Origin of the sequence: uncultured Chloroflexus sp., assembly GCF_938091255.1 — a bacterium.
GTDB lineage: Bacteria > Chloroflexota > Chloroflexia > Chloroflexales > Chloroflexaceae > Chloroflexus.
On record NZ_CALLJH010000021.1, the window covers coordinates 129,344 to 146,042 of the forward strand.

14 protein-coding genes are annotated in these 16,699 nt (G+C 57.5%); 3 read left to right on the forward strand and 11 right to left on the reverse strand.

The window, feature by feature from the left end; all coding sequences use genetic code 11:
• Positions 1-124: 124 nt before the first annotated feature.
• Complete coding sequence (locus tag Q1A00_RS08655; RefSeq protein ID WP_298408216.1) at positions 125-802, forward strand: sigma-70 family RNA polymerase sigma factor; 678 nt, start codon at positions 125-127, stop codon at positions 800-802.
• 3 nt (positions 803-805) lie between these two features.
• Entirely contained in the window at positions 806-1,279 is a 474-nt protein-coding gene (locus Q1A00_RS08660; RefSeq protein WP_298408218.1) for an anti-sigma factor, read from the forward strand.
• Positions 1,280-1,320: 41 nt separating this feature from the next.
• Here Q1A00_RS08660 and Q1A00_RS08665 read toward each other — a convergent pair whose 3' ends face one another.
• The 3 genes from Q1A00_RS08665 to Q1A00_RS08675 form a co-directional block, all read right to left on the reverse strand.
• Positions 1,321-1,929, reverse strand: a complete 609-nt coding sequence (locus tag Q1A00_RS08665; protein ID WP_298408221.1) for a hypothetical protein — start codon at positions 1,927-1,929, stop codon at positions 1,321-1,323.
• A gap of 154 nt (positions 1,930-2,083) precedes the next feature.
• Positions 2,084-6,130, reverse strand: a complete 4,047-nt coding sequence (locus tag Q1A00_RS08670) for a CHASE domain-containing protein (RefSeq protein WP_299756269.1) — start codon at positions 6,128-6,130, stop codon at positions 2,084-2,086.
• 72 nt (positions 6,131-6,202) lie between these two features.
• The gene (locus tag Q1A00_RS08675; protein WP_298408229.1) at positions 6,203-6,691 is read right to left on the reverse strand and encodes a flavin reductase family protein; all 489 of its coding nucleotides are present in this window, start codon (positions 6,689-6,691) and stop codon (positions 6,203-6,205) included.
• An 873-nt stretch (positions 6,692-7,564) separates the two neighbouring features.
• Between Q1A00_RS08675 and Q1A00_RS08680 the strand changes: the two genes are divergently transcribed.
• Positions 7,565-8,020 (forward strand): hypothetical protein, encoded by a 456-nt coding sequence (locus Q1A00_RS08680; RefSeq protein ID WP_298408239.1) that lies wholly within the window; start codon positions 7,565-7,567, stop codon positions 8,018-8,020.
• Here Q1A00_RS08680 and Q1A00_RS08685 read toward each other — a convergent pair.
• From Q1A00_RS08685 to Q1A00_RS08720, 8 genes are all read right to left on the reverse strand, one after another.
• The gene (locus Q1A00_RS08685; RefSeq protein WP_298408242.1) at positions 7,983-8,363 is read right to left on the reverse strand and encodes a hypothetical protein; all 381 of its coding nucleotides are present in this window, start codon (positions 8,361-8,363) and stop codon (positions 7,983-7,985) included. The two genes, Q1A00_RS08680 and Q1A00_RS08685, sit on opposite strands and share 38 nt — an antisense overlap.
• Positions 8,360-8,647: a YhbY family RNA-binding protein gene (locus Q1A00_RS08690; protein ID WP_298408254.1), complete on the reverse strand. Its 288-nt coding sequence runs from the start codon at positions 8,645-8,647 to the stop codon at positions 8,360-8,362. The genes Q1A00_RS08685 and Q1A00_RS08690 overlap by 4 nt, the downstream gene beginning before the upstream one ends.
• Positions 8,647-9,426 carry a dolichyl-phosphate beta-glucosyltransferase gene (locus Q1A00_RS08695; RefSeq protein ID WP_298408257.1) on the reverse strand — a complete coding sequence of 260 codons (780 nt, stop codon included), beginning with the start codon at positions 9,424-9,426 and terminating at the stop codon, positions 8,647-8,649. Before Q1A00_RS08695 ends, Q1A00_RS08690 begins: the two co-directional genes overlap by 1 nt.
• On the reverse strand, positions 9,423-10,385 hold the full coding sequence (locus tag Q1A00_RS08700; protein WP_298408260.1) for a glycosyltransferase family 2 protein: 963 nt from the start codon (positions 10,383-10,385) through the stop codon (positions 9,423-9,425). The genes Q1A00_RS08695 and Q1A00_RS08700 overlap by 4 nt, the downstream gene beginning before the upstream one ends.
• Positions 10,382-11,236, reverse strand: a complete 855-nt coding sequence (gene rfbD / locus Q1A00_RS08705) for a dTDP-4-dehydrorhamnose reductase (protein WP_298408263.1) — start codon at positions 11,234-11,236, stop codon at positions 10,382-10,384. The genes Q1A00_RS08700 and rfbD overlap by 4 nt, the downstream gene beginning before the upstream one ends.
• A gap of 65 nt (positions 11,237-11,301) precedes the next feature.
• Positions 11,302-12,798, reverse strand: a complete 1,497-nt coding sequence (locus Q1A00_RS08710) for a response regulator (RefSeq protein WP_298408266.1) — start codon at positions 12,796-12,798, stop codon at positions 11,302-11,304.
• Between the two features lie 69 nt (positions 12,799-12,867).
• Positions 12,868-13,293, reverse strand: a complete 426-nt coding sequence (locus Q1A00_RS08715) for a hypothetical protein (protein ID WP_298408268.1) — start codon at positions 13,291-13,293, stop codon at positions 12,868-12,870.
• A 534-nt stretch (positions 13,294-13,827) separates the two neighbouring features.
• A partial coding sequence (locus Q1A00_RS08720) for an SdrD B-like domain-containing protein (protein WP_299756274.1) occupies positions 13,828-16,699 on the reverse strand: 2,872 nt, incomplete at its 5' end.

Below are 16,699 nucleotides of genomic sequence, written 5' to 3' on the forward strand. Positions count from 1 at the left end.
CGCTCAGCTTTTACTGTTGTGTGCAACTTTTTCTGCCGCACCATCGTCTATGTATCAGTCAATCCGCCGCTGCGATTCGGCAGTGCGCCTATGACGCCTTTCCGGCGTCAGGAGTAGCAAACCGGTGGCTGAACCATCTCGCGAGACGATTGTGCGTGCCCAACAAGGCGACCAACAAGCGTTGACCGATTTGATCATCGGTCAGCAACATTATGTGTACAGCATCGCGATGAGCGTGCTGAAGAACGCCGATGATGCCGCCGATCTGACCCAAGAGGCGTTTATTCGGCTCTTCCGCGCCTTGCCCCAGTACAACGGCGAGAGCCGGTTTACCACGTGGCTGTACCGGTTGGTGGTCAATCTGTGCCGCGATGAATTGCGCCGGCGCGGGCGGCAAGCGCCGATTGTGCCACCCGCTACCGATGACGAAGAGCTCGATGCGCTGCATACCGTGGCTGACCCTGACCGCTGGATCGATCCGGCCCAATCGCTTGATGTAAACCAGTTGCGACTTGAAGTACGCCGCGCGCTCGAACAGCTCGAACCGCATTACCGGCTGGTGCTTACGTTATACTATTTTGAGGATCTCAAGTATACCGATATTGCCGAGATACTTGACCTGCCTCTCAATACCGTGAAGAGCCATATCCGGCGCGGCAAAGAGCGCCTTGCGCAATTGTTGCAGACGAATGAACCACCAGCAACTCGTGCCGTGAGTCAGCCGGCTCTGAAACCGGCTGATGATCATCAGTTGCTGCGGATTACGCCGCTACGCCTGCTGCCGGGGTGGGGAAGGAGGTGAGTTATGTCTACGCCAATGCCAACACCACCGCCAGAAGAGCTATTCGATGCGGCGCTCCGCCACGAATTGCGCTGGGAGGCGCCGCCTGAATTAACGCACCGGCTGTTGCAATTGGTGCCAAACACCGCGCCTAGCCCTGCTCTGACCTCGGCACCACTGTCACGTTGGCGCTTCTATCTCGCGATTGGGTTGATTGCGCTCGTGGTGCTGGTTTCGATGGTTGGCGCTACCTATCTCTATCAGATCGTCTGGTTTCAGCTTGGCGCCGGTTCACTGATCGCGCAATTGGAAGCGTTACCTGCCCGTCTCTTGCAGTCGCTGTACGAGACCATTCCCTTTGCCCGCGAAATCGTCAGCATCGCCGCGCTCATTCACGACCAATTGCATTGGGTCTTGCTGGCGCTTGTGCTCTGGATTCTGCTCGATACATGGCAGCCTGAACTGAGACCGATTGGGGGCAGAAGATCATCATCGTAGACGCTGAGGGGCGGGTTTGACACCCGCCCCTTCCCATCCCCCTATCCTCCTGCCGGCACTTTTTCATACCAGAGGTATGTTGCCCACGGTTCCGCTGGATAGACGCGCTGCGGGCGCAATGGGTTAATCCGTGCATTGAGCATCACGCCACGCCGTAAATTGGTCAATCCAGCCTCCTCTACCAACCAGTATGCGCGCGCTTCGTAGGGGCGCTGAGCCGGCGGGTAGACCCATAGCGTCAACTCCACTTCGACCGCCCGCATCAAAATGGCCCGTTTATACGAACCGACAAGCTCCACCTTCAACAGCTCAGCACGCACCAGCACTGAAGTGGCTAAATCGCGATCGATGGCCTGTCGGATCGCCGAATGGCGCCGCTCGAAGCGGCGAATGGCGGTATGCACCGGCGGGATCAAGAGCAACGATGTGCTGATAATGGCATACGGCAACATCTGTTTCAGATCGAGGCGCTGTTCATCGCCATTGACCGTGCGGCAACGAAAATGCAACACGCCTTCACTTCGATCAGGCTGCAATTCGCCCACACAGATGAATGGGCCAATGACGCGAGCTAAATCGGGCATAAAGACGAGACCAGTCGTGCCACAAATGAAGCCAAGCAGTAGGCTGAGTGCGATCCGGGCCAGCATAGGGGCGCTCCTCTGGCGGAATGGGTAACTAACCAACGATAGCGCAGGTCGTTGCCCGCAGTAGCGAGGGTGAAAGGGCAGCAGCAAGGAGGGCTGCACCGACCTTATCGTTATGTCTGATTGTAGCACATGAAGGATACTAGATACACCGGAATTATCTGGCATGTTGCTGTTGATACAAAAGCTGCTCGATGCGCTCGACTAACCGGCGTAGATTGACCGGCTTAGCTAGATAATCGGTTGCGCCGGCTAGCAAGCAACGTTCGCGATCACCCGGCATCGCTAACGCAGTGACGGCAATAATCGGCGTGGCACCGTACATCGCTTGCGCGCGTAATTGCCGTATCGCTTCTAAGCCATCCATTTCAGGCATTTGAATATCCATGATGATCAGATCAGGCTGCCATTCGGCGGCAACTGCTAACGCCTCGCGCCCATTTCGCGCGACCCGTAACTCGTAACCACAGGCAGCGAGATATTCACTCATGGTTGACAGGTTAAGTTCGTTATCCTCGGCTAACAAGAGCTTGGCCCCCGCGCTGTGGCGCAATTCTGGCGCACTTGCTGGCTTGGGCGAAAAGGTGATATGGCTCAATGCCCGTCGTAATGCGCCCCGATCAACCGGTTGCACCAACCATGCCACTGCACCGGCAGCCAACGCTTGTTGGGCTTCATCCGGCATGACAATGGCGATTACTGGAATTGAACGCAATTCAGGATCGTGCTGCAAGCCGGCGAGAATGTCCCAACCCACACCGCCGGCTATGTGGAGATCGAGCACGATGAGGTCGGGACGCATTGCGGCTGCATGCTCAAGCGCATCATTACTCTGCAACACCAACACCGGCTGGATCTGCTGCTCTTCGAGGTAGCGGGCCAATTGATCGGCCATCATCCCCGCATCAACTATCACCAACGCCAACCGCAGCGGAGACAAGTCGTCATCAGTCGCGGTCACAACCGCATGCGTCGTCGGTTGATAGGGCAACGTCACCGTGAAGATACTACCTTTTCCCGGTTCGCTGGCTACTGCAACGCTCCCACCATGCAAATCGGCAAGCCGGCGCACCAATGCTAACCCCAAGCCGCTACCCTCGTGTTGGCGGCTGAGGCTGCTATCGAGCTGCACAAACGGCTGGAAGAGGTATTGCAACTGTTCAGGCGCAATACCAATACCGGTATCGCTAACAGCAAAGGCAATCGTGCCTTGGTTCGCATCGGTCGCAACGCGCAACTCCACTGAACCGCCGTTAGGCGTAAACTTGACGGCATTGCTCAACAGATTGACCAGTATCTGTTTGATGCGGCGGGGGTCGGCTATAAAGCGTGCCTGCGGATTGTCGATCCACAACGAAAGGCGGATCTGTTTCTTGTGAGCCTGCTCTTTGACCAGTGTCATGCTCGCTTCGCACAGATCACTGAGTGCGACTACCTCTTTGATGATATCCATCCGCCCCGCTTCGATCTTGGCCAAATCGAGCACATCGTTAATCAGAGCCAACAAATGGCGTCCACTCGCCTCAATTGCCCACACAGCTGCCCGCTGCCGCTCGTTAAGCGGGCCACGCAACTCTTCTAACAGACTCTCGCTGAGGGCAAGGATCGCATTCAGTGGTGTGCGCAGCTCATGGCTCATATTGGCGAGGAATTCATCTTTGGTGCGCACAGCCCGCGCCAGTTCAGCATTGGCCCGGCTCAATTCGGCGGTGCGTTCGGCGACGCGGCGGGCGAGCAGATCACGTTCAGCCTGCAAGGCTAACTCAGCCATGCGCCACGCCGTCACATCACGCACAATCGCGATCGCCTCATCACCGGCGGGACTGGCCTTGATGCGCGCTTCAAAAAAGCGTTCGTGATCGTCAATCGTAAGCTGATAATCCACCGTCTGTAGCTCACCGGTGAGAAAAGCGGCATCTAGGGCGACCCGTAACCGATTGCTTATCGTAGCGGGTAAGACGAATTCAAATGGTTGATTAAGAAACTCGTCCGGCGGCCTGAGCAACATCGAGACAGAGGGCGCCGAGAAATCAATTAACACACCCTGCCGATTAAGCCGAAAGACGAGATCGGGCAAGGCGCTAACGATTAAGTGGTTACGTTGCTCACTCGCTCGCAATTGCGCCTCTTGCCGCCCAACCATGATGGCAAAGGCAATATCATCGGCAAGTTCTTTGAGCAAGCGCACTTCGTCAGCATCGAAAAAAGCGGGCTGGCCGGCATAGAGGCTCAAAGTCGCATACACCGCGCCATCGACCAGCAATGGAAAGCTTGCTAAGGCGCGATACCCTAACCGTAGCGCCGCTTCACGCCACAATGCCACCCGTTCATCAGTCGCAAGATTATTGACAATCATCGCTTGACCGCCGCTCAGCGCCTGCGCCGTCGGGCAGGTCGTATGTTCGGTCAGCGAGATCTGAAGGTGTTCGAGGTAGTCGCCTACTTCTCCGGCAAATGCAACCGGCACCAACCGATCACTACCTGCTTGTCGCTGCCCGATCCACGCCATCCGAAACCCGCCCACTTCAACCGCAATCCGGCAGACTTCTTGAAAAATCCGCTGCGGCTCTCGTTCGCGAATGATCATCTGGTTAATGGCGCTGAGCAAGGCATAGGTCCGGGTGAGGCGGCGTTGGCGCGCGTCGTGCTGCTGGCGTTGGCCGATAAAAAGAAAGAAGACCGTGAGGCTCGCAACGGCGATAAGTATGCGGCTCATTGCATCCCAATTCAACCAACGGTTCGGGTACGTTGCGCCGGGGCGCAACGCAAATTGCCAGACCCGGCCATAGCGTTGCTGCTCGATAACGATAGCGGTCTCGCGCATAAATACTGCCAGATCAAGCTGCTCTAGCGATTGCGCTGCGCCCGATGCGTAAAAAGCGAGCGGTTGCGGCGTGCCATCGGTGACGTCTAGCAAGAGTACCTCAAGATCAGGCGGAACGACCGGCCGCAACGCTTGCTCAATCAACTCTGACGGCAACACTAAAAACATCACCATCCCGCTAATCCGGCGCTGGCGTTCAGCCACATCTTGCGGCGACGGCCCTGCGGTATACACCGGCGCCAGCAACAACACCGACGGCGTCTTTACCGTTGACACCCACGGGGAGATCGGCCCTGTCATCACGATCTGCCCACTATCGCGCGCCTGCGCCAGCGCATCGCGCCGTACCGGCTCGACCGCCATATCCATGCCTAACACCGAACGGCGCTCGGCAAACGGTTCGACATACGTCAATGGGTAATACTCAGGCCGGGCACTTACCGGCGGGCCATAGGCTCCCGGCTCGCGTACCCGAAAGTCTGGCAAGCCGGTTTCCTGCATCCGGCGCTCGAACGCCACTTGTTCAGCCTGTGTCACTCGCTGCGCCCAACCAACTGACTGTAACGCCGGTAGCTGATTGAGGATTGTGCGCACAAAGACGCTAAACTCATGCTGTTCAACATACTGTGAAGCGAGAAAAAAAGCGCTAATGCTCTGAATCCCTTGTTCATAGCGCGTCATCCGGTCATCGATCAGACTCATGATCTCGGTGGTATCGGCTTGGAGCCGGTCAGCATACCGCTGTTGGACATCGCGCCAAACCAGTTGCAGGCTAAAGAGCAGCAATGCTAGTAAGAGGCTACTCACCGGCCACAGGAACGGTTCACGCATTGGTCGCCGATGCCAATAGGAGGCGCCAACAACAAGCCACGGTGTGACCAACCATACGCCAGCAAGGAAGTTGAGCCACCATTGCCAGCCAGCCAACGGCCAATCGTTAGCCAAGCGCACGCCAGCAGCAGCCATTGTTGCTGTGCCTACAAATGGCGCCGGCAAGGCGGCCAGCGCGAGTAACCCACAAACAAGGAAGACTCGCGGTAAGGAGACTGGCGGCAGCGGCCCGCCAAACCGGTACACGAGGAAATAACTCAGCCATGCCTGCCCCACAGCGACGCCGGCAAAGATCACCGCCGAGAGCAGCAACTGTGCAAGAGGGAGACCGAGCTGCCAGAAGACGGCGCCATATCCAACCAATGCACCGACAAAGATGACCGGCAAAATCCGGTTACCGGCTAGCAGCGCACCGCCTAACGCCACACCAGCGGCAAGCCAAATCAATGGCAAGCCGTGCATTGTGATGACTAGCTGCGCGCCGAGCCAGATCAGTGCAGCGTAACCGAGACCAAAGCCAAGCAGTATGCGCCGGCGTAGGTAGATCATTACCATCCACTCCGGTAGGTACGCCGACATCAACCAACGATACCAGAGTGAATCGTAGCATGGCGGATAGATTTACGCCAGCGCTGGCGATATTTCCGCCAAGTGGCGATACGCGCCAGCAAAGTACAAGAGCGGCTCCCCTTCAGATGCGCGACGTAGCGCAAGCACGCGCCCTAACACAATCAGATGATCGCCGCCGTCGAGGATGCGATCGCGGGCGCAAACCAGTGTGGCAAGGCTATCGCGCAACACCGGCGCGCCGGCCAGTTCGATCATTGGGATGTCAAGATCAGGCTGTGGCCGGCCAGCAAAATGGCGCGCAATCGCTTCTTGATCGGCGCGCAAGATATTCACCGCAAAATGAGTCGCTGCGCTGATCACCGGCGCCATGCGCGCGTTGCGATCAACACAGACGAGTAATAGCAACGGATCAAGAGAAACTGAAGTGAGCGAGTTGGCGGTCATGCCCCGGATCTGCTGGCCATCACTGGCGGTAATTACCGTCACCCCGGTGGCAAACAAACCCATTGTGGCGCGATAGTCACGCGGATCGACAGTCATTGAACATCTCAACATATTTCAAAACTTCTTCCTTGTAGAAGTATACGCCGAGTAAGGTAAAATGAGCAAGGCGTTCTGGAGGGTGGTCATCAAAATTACCGCGCCATTCCACCTAGCGGGAGCGTGCTTTGAGTGGGCTGCGCCCGCTACGCTGGCTGTTCGAACAGAACATGCAATCGAGTACAACCGTTGATCGCTGTGCGATACCTCACCGCTCGGCACTGAGATCCCTTCCCCTGTTGGCGTGGGGCGGGGCTGGAGATGAGGGTGCTATCGTGCTTACCGCTAAGGGTGCCGAGGGCGCGGCGGATGATCGTCATCCTAAAAAACCTTTGCGTCCTTTGCGTTTAAAATCTCTGTGGCTTTGCTCGCTTTACACCTTGGGATCGGCCCTCACCCCCCCAGCCCCCTTTCCCACCTCACGGCGGGCGAGGGGAGCCGTTGGATGGCGGGCACAGCATTGCGGGAGCGGAACGCAGGAGCGACCTTCTCCTACCAGCATTGAGGGATGGACAGAAATTTGGTCGAGTACAACCGATAACCGCCGTGTAATGCCTCAAAGCTGAGTTCTACTCCCCTCTCCCACGCTAGTGGAAGAGGGGCTAGGGATGAGGGTGAACCGGCGCATCACAACGCCATCAACGACATCTACGCTCATATGTACTGTCCGTCCTTGAACGCTAGCTGTCGGCCATCTTCACTATGCCATACCAGAGAGGATGTAATAAAAGTAAGTACACAAGAGCCGCCACCGTTCTGGCCCTTCCTCCCCACGCCTTACTTCCCAACTAGTTGTCTCTTCGCCTGCTCTGTGCTATGCTGTATAAAACAAGTTACTGTCGTAAGATCGGTTTTTATCGAATAGGTGCAACGATGACCATCACCGATCGCATGCTAACCGGTGCTATTGCCAACAACCCCGGCAATTACCATGGCGATGGCGAGTGGCGCTACTCGATTACCCAGCGCACCCTCTACTTCAGCAAAGCAGCCGCCCCCGATCCGCGCGATAAAGAGCCATTTTTCCCCCTGCCATCACTAAATCCCGATGGATCAGGACGGATGGAACGCGCGTTTCGCCAGTTTATCCGCCGGCGTTGGCCGCCGAGCCGGTGCGCCGAATTAGAGAAGTTTGCCGAACGCAAAGGGTGGCATTTGGCGATGGAATTGAAGTATGGCGGCGGCGCACTCGAAGACCACGAAGCAGCCGAATGGCAGTACGTGGTCAATCGTGAATTGCAGCGGCTCGCCGCCGAAGTGCGGGCCCGCATCGCCGAACTAGAGGCGCAAGCTACCCAACCTGACCCGACACCTGCATCTGGCGGATAAATGTCCAACCCAACTGGCGGTAGACCAACGTCGCCGTGATGGTATACGCCTCACCGGCCCGCGCCGTCCCAATCAACGGCACCTCAGCCTCGAGCGCCTCGCCATCAACGGTGACGCTGCCGGTGGCACCACCAGCAAATTGTAGGTCAAAGATCACGTTCACCGGCCGGCTGCCGGCGCTGTAGCCCCAACTCACGGTCGCATACACCGGCCCGATCCCGCTGAGGCTAGTAATCCGCAGATTGCGCAGCCGCGCCGGAATGATCGCGCCGCGCACCGTCATAATGGTCACCACCGACCAGAACGAGAGCCAGAACCCGCGTTGCAAGGCTTTCGTGTTCATACGTGGATCTTCCTCCGCGCCGGATCGCGGTGCGGGCGATAGAGGATCGTCGTGTGGCCAATCATTGCCACCAACATCGCCCCGGTCGTCGCCACTATCGTCTCGACCAACTCCTCTTTCATATCTTTGTAGTCGATAAACCGTACTTTGATCAACTCGTGGGCATCAAGTTCTTGCTCGACCTTCGACAGAATGTTTTCGGTCAGGCCATGCTTACCGATCATCACCGTGACCGGCAACGCATGGGCGAGGCGGCGCAGATACGCGCGTTGGGCAGGAGTCATCAGGGAGCAACCTCCTCTACCGCGGCAGATGTGACGTCATACTGGCCACGGAGATCATTCCAGCGCACCCGGAGCACATCACGCAAGTTGCGCCACGAGTCGCGCAGCGGATTAACTTTCGTTTCCGCACCGTAGCGCCACGTCACCGGAATTTCGGCGATTGGGTAGCCACGGCGTTGGGCAAGGAAGAGCAATTCGACATCATACGCGGTCACAGCGGCGCCGCGCACAACTGGCGCATCATCGCCATACATACGCACCCGGCGGAAGAGATCGCGGGCCACATCACGGCGCAACGCCTTGAAGCCGCACTGGGTATCGTTAATTCCTTGCAGAGCCACGAGGCGAATGATCCAATTGAACACCCGTCCCATCACATGCCGGTACCACGGTTCGCCCTCACGGGTCGCACCAACTCCCTCACGCGACCCAATCGCAATCGGATAGCCGGCCTCGATCGCGGCGCGCAATCGCGGCCATTCCTCGATCGGCACCGCTAAATCAGCATCACACAGCAAGATGATCGATCCGCGCGCTGCAAGCGCCCCCGCGCGCACCGCAAACCCTTTGCCGCGATGATCGCAGCGCAACACGGTGACAGCGGGGAAGGCAGCGGCAATCTCGGCGGTGCGGTCCTCGCTGCCATCATCGACAACGATCACTTCGCTGGCGTATGGCTCGGCGGCGAGAAAGGCCATAATTGCGGCGAGCGTTGCCGGCAAGCGCCGCTCTTCGTTGTACGCTGGGATCACAATAGATAGGAATGGTTCGTTGGTCATGATGGACTCTGCGTAGGTGGCTGGCCGAGCGCCAATGCGGCGACGACCGGCGCTGTTTCTTCTGGCAATGCGGAACGGCGTGATAGAAAGCGCGGCAACTCGCGCCAACCAGCCAATTGGCCACGCAGCCGCGCCCGTGCGGCTGGTTCGCGCACATGCAACAAGCTATGCAGGGCAAAACGCACCTGCGAGATCACTAGCGCCGGCCAATAGCGGCGCACCAGCGGCGACGGCATATTTTTCACCCATACGAGCGGAAAATTGCGCCCGCAATAATAACTAGCCAAAACGCCACCGCCGCTGGCGCTCAGCCGGTGGTAGACGACTGCGGTTGGGACAAAAATAGTACGCAGACCTTTGCGCCGCGCGCGCAAGTTGAGATCGACATCCTCACAGTACATTACTAGTTCTTCGTCAAAGACTTTGCCATCTTCGGCCAGCAGTTCTAGTGCGCTGCGCCGATATGCAGCTGCGCCGGCGCATGGACCGAACACCTCGGTGTAAGCATCGTATTGGCCACGATCGACTTCCCACACGCCGCGATTGCCCGGCTCGCCATTCAACCGATAGAAATCTCCTGCCGAATGCAACACCTCGCGCCGGTCGAACAGACGCAGCTTCGCGGCGGCAAAGGCAAACTGCGGCCAGCGTTCAAGCGCGCCGATCAGCGCCTCTAACCACTCAGGGTCAGCTTCGGTATCATTGTTAAGCAAGACCACAAAAGGGCGCTCGGTCGCCGCTATCGCTGCATTCACCGCTGCCGCGAACCCGCGGTTCTGCGCCAACGCCAACACCCGCACTTCCGGGTAGCGTGCCTGTACCAACGCTACCGAGTCGTCGGTACTTGCGTCATCAACCACTGTTACCACAAAATCACGCCGAGTCTGCGCGCGCAACGAGTCAAGACACACCGGCAGCAAAGCGCTGCCATTGTAATTGGGTACAATCACATCAATCATGGTAATGACACTTCGCGGCGCAGACGGGCAAGATAGGCGTCAAGCGCCTCTTGCCACGAACGGAAGGTAATTCCCAACGCTGCACCGGCCACGTTGGCCAGCGGGGTATAGGGCGGCGGTGTGCTATCGCGTTGAAAATCGCGCAAGCGAATAGGGTGAAGCGGGGTATCAATACCGGCGCGGCGCAAGATTTCAGCCGCAAACTCGTAGCGTGAACAGATGCCATCGTTAACAAAGTGATAGGTGCCGTAGTAATCAGTCGTGATCAATTGCGCCAAACCCGCTGCCACATCAGGCGCGTAAGTGGGACTGCCGATCTCGTCAGCCACCATCCGCAACCCGCCCGCCGGCGGGTTAGCCGCTAACCGCAACACCGTGCGGACAAAATTGCGTTCACCGCCAAACAGCCATGCCACTCGCACGATAAAATGGCGCGGCCATAGCTCACGCACGGCTTGCTCACCGGCCAGCTTGCTCTGGCCATACGGATTGATCGGGCCGGTGGGATCATCCTCAAGATACGGCCGCCGGCCATCGCCGGCAAATACCTCGTTGGTGCTGATATAGACCAGCGCTGCATTGATCCGGCGACAGCCAAGGGCCACATAGCGCGTGCCCAAGCCATTGACCCGATAGGCCAACAATGGATCGCGCGCGCACCCATCCACATTCGTATAGGCGGCAGCGTGAATCACCACCTCGGCGCCGGTGGCCGCAATCTGATCAGCAGTTGCCGGATCAGCCAATTCAAGCTGGCCGTGTCCCAACGGCGCTAGATCGTGCTGATCGGCGAGCGCGGCCATCACAGCCTGCCCTAATTGCCCATATGCTCCAGTGATTGCAATCCGCAAGCTCTGGCTCCTTCTCTGCGCTTAACCGGCTTCACAGAGTAGCAGAAGAGCTGATAAGCGTCAACTTAACGTTCACCTGCACCGATCACGACGCCACGCGCCTGTTCTTCCGCAAAAGGAATGCGGATTTCGACACAGATTCCGGGCCGATCAGAGCGATTATGTATCTGGTAGCTGCCGCCAACCGCCAATACGATCCGCGCCACCTGCGCCAACCCCAGCCCCATCCCTTCAACCTGCCCGGTAAAGCTGCGCTCGGCCTGATAGTACGGCTGCCAAATCTTGCGCAGTTGTTCTGGCGGCAGATGTATCCCATCATCGCAAACTAGCAACCGCACCTGATCACGAACCAGATCAGTATCAACGCGCACCATCACTGCCGGATTGCGTTGGGGATGAAATTTCTTGGCATTTTCGCACAATTCCCGCAATATCGTTTCTAGGCTACGCCGCGAAATTCGCAACCGCCGCGCATCGAGCGCGGGATCAAGGTTGAGACTGACGGTCTGCATCCCCAATTCTTGGCTGATCGCAGCGATCATGGCAGGTAGTTCAAACACCGTGCATGTATCAAGGTAGTGCGCATCACCGGGACTGCGCACATACAGCAAAATATCATCAATTTCGCTTTGCAGCCGGTGCGCGCCGCTGAGGGCAATAGCCGCAATGTTCCGCGCAATCGAACGATCGAGCTGATCCATATTATCGTGCAAGATGTTCAAACCACCAATAATGCTGACCAGTGGTGTGCGCAGTTTATGCGAGATCGCGGTATGAAACGTCCACATCTCGCGTTGGACCGTGATTTGTTGCGTCACATCACGGATGATCACGACAATTTGATCGTCAGCCGGATGGATGAGCGCCGGCTCAACTTTGAGCCATTGTTCAGAACTATGCAGCGTTTCAGGATGCACTAAGAAGCGCTGGAGATCAGTCGGCACCGGCCACTGTTCCCATGCCTCGGATGGCGCCAACTGATACCGCTGCGCAGCTAGCTCGCAAAAGGGCCTGCTCGGCTGTTCATCAGCCGTCAAACCAAGATATGCACGGGCGCGGGCATTGGCGTAGGTGATCCGATCTTGCTGGTCAAGAATAAGGTATGCGTTATCCGACGTCTCGACCACCCACTCAAACCGCGCTCGTTCGGCATTCACGCGTGCTTGCTCTTGCAAGAGCCGGCGGTATCGATTCAAGCGCAATAAGGTGTTAACCCGCGCTTGCAATTCACCGAGATCAAACGGTTTGGTAATAAACTCATCGGCACCAACCTCGAATCCGCGTATTTTTGCTTCGCGATCATTCAAGGCGGTGATCATAACAATCGGAATCTGGGCTAACATCGGATCATCGCGCAACAATCGGCATACTTCAAAGCCGTCAATATCCGGTATCATGACGTCGAGTAGGATCAGATCAGGGTGATACTGTCTGGCCAATTGCAACGCCTGATCGCCGCGCTGCGCAGTTAGCAGACGGAGGTTGAATGGGGCTATTGTTTCGATGAGCAGCGCACGCATCTGCTCATCGTCATCAACGATTAACACAGTATTTTGCTCCATGGTTATATCCTACCACGGAGCTGTTACCATTGTCATGACAAAATTGTTTATGTTCGGTCTAGGTATGGCTTAGATCGGACCGACCTTGCCCCGCGTGGCCCGCACAATACTGAGCACTTCCTCATCACTGAGCGGATTGCCATTCTGCTCCCACCATTGCCGGTACCAGCTTAAATTGGCAGTAAACCCCCGGATAACCTCATCACGATTTAATGGCGGCACCTTGCGCCGTAACGCTTCCCGTACCTCTTGCCGATCGCTTTCAGTTAACTCTGGCAAGGTCTCAAGGATGCGATCTGCGCGCAATAAAAACAGCTCACGCTCAATCGTCGGAAATTCCCCTCCGATCTGGCGAATATTGCCGAGATAGGCAATCGTGCGTTGCCGCGGCTGCCCCCGTTCGTCACGGTAACTCTCGACAAGATAGGCGTCATGGAAATTGGTATTGGCAATCTCTGCGTTTTTGTGCCGCCGCACAACCCAGCGAATATACATAGCGCCGGCTCCTGTGCGAATACTCGTCAAGCTCAGATTGGACGATACCGAAAGAGGTATACCTACAGGTATACCTACACAGACAGGAGATGAGACCTCTACTCTACGCTGATCTTCAACGGTCGCAGTTGCTCGTACACGCCCTCTGCCTCAGCGAGGGGAATGTGCCTTCTAGCAGCCAGTGATGATATGCCAAGATAAGACTTTTTTATCTTGTTTGCCTATTATATCATGACATGCCAACTTTGGCATGACTTTTTTGCTTACAAGTCAAAAAATTGTCTGAAAAACACTTCACAGCAACGCAGCATCGTGGAGATGAACGTTCATCTTGGGCAGAGTATCTCCTGTCGCTGCTACAACTGCCCATTGCTCACACCGCTCTATTCTTACCGCGAGCACGATTGTCAGCCGCGAGCAATGCAAACTGCTCGTGTGGTTACGCATTTTCAATTGGCATACAAACACCGGTCGCCGCCCTTCACACTATTGTGAGGAACAGCAACCGGTGAAAGAACCGCAAGAGAACTGCTGCTAGCGCTGAATGATTGGCACTAGCACCCGATAGACGAATTGTACCGCTTGTACCGCCGGGCTATGCAACGCGAATTCGTTACGCCCGCCACCTGTCTCGATCTCGACCAGCCAGTAGTGATAACTCACGTTTGGCTGAGCCGTGCGATCAAACCACTGGTAGCTCGCGCCGCTGCCTGCGCTGCCCTGCGCTGGTATCAGCGTCGCCACGATCGGCACCGCATCCGCTCGGTTGCCGCTCGCGCTGCGCAGGATCACGAAGCCGAGCGTATCCCGTTCGCTGCCCGTCACCCAGCGCAACAGCACACCGTTGCTCTGCCGCTCGGCGGTGAAGCTGAGCAGGGTGATGGCCGTTGGCGGGGCCGGCTGGTGGATACCCGCCCACCAACCGAGGTCGGTTTGGCCGCTCGTGAGTGTGAAGACCTGCGTGCGTTGCGTGTTCGGGTCAACATCGCTGTCACGCCCGCTATCACCACCCTGACCTTGCGGACTGAATGCCCAGCCATTCGGTAGGCTAAACTCGAGATAGTAGCTCCCCGGCGGCAAGTTGGTGAAGAGGTAGCTGCCATCATCGCCGGTCACTGCCGTGCCAACCAGCGTGCCGTCGGCACGGTAGAGACTCACAGTTACTCCGCTCACCCCTTCTTCACCTGCCTCGGCAATGCCGTTCTGGTTGCGGTCATGCCAGACACGATTGCCAAGCGTCGCCGGTACGTATAGGCCGGCATCCCACGTCAGATCAATTGTTCCGCTGGTGACGGTGAACGTGGCGGTCGTTCCGCTGTTTGGATCAATATCCGAGTCAGCACTGTCATCACCACTGCGGTTAGCCACGGTGATGGCATAGCCGGCTGGTGGTGTGACGGTGATAGTGTACGACCCCGGCGGTAAGTCGTCGAACCGATAGTTACCGTTGTCGTCGGTCGTCACAGTGCGCGTTATTGTCTCGCCTGTGCCGGTAGTGCCGGTCAATCGCACCGTCACCCCAGCAACGCCTTGCTCACCCGCGTCTTGGACACCGTTGCCGTCCACGTCCAGCCAGACTCGATCACCTACAATGGCTGGTCGGTACAGACCAGCATCCCACGTCAGATCAATGTCGCCACCGCCGATGATGAAGCGGTCGGTTGCTCCGCTCGACGGATCGACATCTGAGTCGGCACCGGTATCACTGCCACGGTTGGCGGTGATGATGACGTAGCCAGCCGGTGGTGTGATTGTAATTGTGTACTCACCCGGTTGCAGGTTATCGAAGCGGTAGTTGCCGTTGCTATCGGTGGTCGTGCTCCGATCAACGGTATTTCCGTCAATATCGAAACCGGTTAGGCGCACGGTTACACCCTCAATACCCGGCTCGCCTGCGTCTTGCACACCATTGCCGTTGCGGTCTTCCCACACTCGGTCGCCCACGCTGGCCGGCAAGATGAGACCAGCGTCCCAATCCAAGGTGATCGTCCCGCTCGTGAGCGCGAAGACGGCGGTCACGCCGGTGACCGGATCGGCGTCTGAGTCGAGTGTTTCATTAGCGCCTTGATCGGCGGCGGTGAAGCGCGCCCCCACCGGCAATTCGCTGAAGACCAGATAGTAGTCGCCCGGCAGTAGATTGGTAAACTCGTAGAAGCCATCACTATCGGTGAACTGCGTCGCTACCTCCACATCGTCGGAAGTGCCGGCAATGCCGTCAGGTCCCACGTAGTAGAGGGTAACCCGCACGTTGGCCACTCCTAGCTCATCAGGGTCTTGCCGGCCATTCCCATTGCGATCGCTCCAGACGAAATCGCCTACTACGGCTGGCCGGAAGATACCGAAGTCGATGGTAAGGTTGCTGTTGCGGTCATCGCCATCGACGGCTACATCCGGCTCGCTGTCGGGTCGCAGTTCGATCAGGCTACTGACGATATCGAGGACCTGCTGGGTGCCGTTGTCGTCGTCGTCAAGATCGGTGTTCGCACCAACACCCGGCTCGAATGGCCCGACGGTAAGCGAGAGCGCACCGGTACTGCTGCGATACCCTGACCACGGGCTATCAGCCGCGAATTGAGCGCCCGGCAAGACCACGAAGTAGTTGCCTTGTGGCAAGCCGGTAAAGAGGTAGTTACCGTTGCTGTCGGTGATGGTTGAACCAACCAACTGATCAGCGGCATCCCATATGCCATTGCCGTTGCTGTCACGGTAGAGGCGGACTCGCACACCGCCTGCGCCCGACTCGCTACTATCAAAGACACCGTTGTTGTTGGAATCTTCCCAGACCAGATTACCCAGACTGAGCAGCGGGTAGAGTCCGGCATCGCGGGTGAGATCGTTCTGACCACTGACAAGGGTGAAGACCGTCGTTTCACCATTCGTCTCTACGTCACTATCAACAGCGTCGTCACTGCCTTGATTGGCCGGGCTGAAGGTCAATCCAGCCGGGATGTCGCTGAAGCTCAGTCGGTAGCTGCCCGGCGGTAGTCCGGTGAAGAGGTATTCTCCGTTACTGTCGGTCACAGTTGTACGGCTGATGTCATCCGCCGTGCCGAACTCACCATCCGGCCCGGCCCCGGTCAGGGTGACGGTCACGCCGCTGATAGCAGGTTCGCCAGTATCTTGCAGGCCGTCGCCGTTCACATCGCGCCAGACGAAGTTGCCGACGCTAGCTGGCCGATACGCACCCGCGTCCCACGTGGTGTCGGTCTGACCACTCGTGAGCGTGAAATTCGCGGTACGACCGTTCGTGGGGTTAGCATCCGAGTCAACCGCATTATCACTGCCCTGATCGGCGGCGGTGAAGACATAGCCGCTCGGCAGGTTGCTGAAGATAAGGTAGTATTCGCCGGGCACAAGGCCGGTGAAGCTGTACGAACCATCAGCAGCGGTTGTAGCAGTTTCGGCC

What these genes read in the sequence shown, in the direction of transcription:
- Q1A00_RS08660 (WP_298408218.1), top strand. Translation starts at nt 806, where the DNA reads ATGTCTACGCCAATGCCAACACCACCGCCAGAAGAGCTATTCGATGCG.
- Q1A00_RS08665 (WP_298408221.1), bottom strand. Translation starts at nt 1,929, where the DNA reads ATGCTGGCCCGGATCGCACTCAGCCTACTGCTTGGCTTCATTTGTGGC.
- Q1A00_RS08670 (WP_299756269.1), bottom strand. Translation starts at nt 6,130, where the DNA reads ATGATCTACCTACGCCGGCGCATACTGCTTGGCTTTGGTCTCGGTTAC.
- Q1A00_RS08675 (WP_298408229.1), bottom strand. Translation starts at nt 6,691, where the DNA reads ATGACTGTCGATCCGCGTGACTATCGCGCCACAATGGGTTTGTTTGCC.
- Q1A00_RS08680 (WP_298408239.1), top strand. Translation starts at nt 7,565, where the DNA reads ATGACCATCACCGATCGCATGCTAACCGGTGCTATTGCCAACAACCCC.
- Q1A00_RS08685 (WP_298408242.1), bottom strand. Translation starts at nt 8,363, where the DNA reads ATGAACACGAAAGCCTTGCAACGCGGGTTCTGGCTCTCGTTCTGGTCG.
- Q1A00_RS08690 (WP_298408254.1), bottom strand. Translation starts at nt 8,647, where the DNA reads ATGACTCCTGCCCAACGCGCGTATCTGCGCCGCCTCGCCCATGCGTTG.
- Q1A00_RS08695 (WP_298408257.1), bottom strand. Translation starts at nt 9,426, where the DNA reads ATGACCAACGAACCATTCCTATCTATTGTGATCCCAGCGTACAACGAA.
- Q1A00_RS08700 (WP_298408260.1), bottom strand. Translation starts at nt 10,385, where the DNA reads ATGATTGATGTGATTGTACCCAATTACAATGGCAGCGCTTTGCTGCCG.
- Q1A00_RS08710 (WP_298408266.1), bottom strand. Translation starts at nt 12,798, where the DNA reads ATGGAGCAAAATACTGTGTTAATCGTTGATGACGATGAGCAGATGCGT.
- Q1A00_RS08715 (WP_298408268.1), bottom strand. Translation starts at nt 13,293, where the DNA reads ATGTATATTCGCTGGGTTGTGCGGCGGCACAAAAACGCAGAGATTGCC.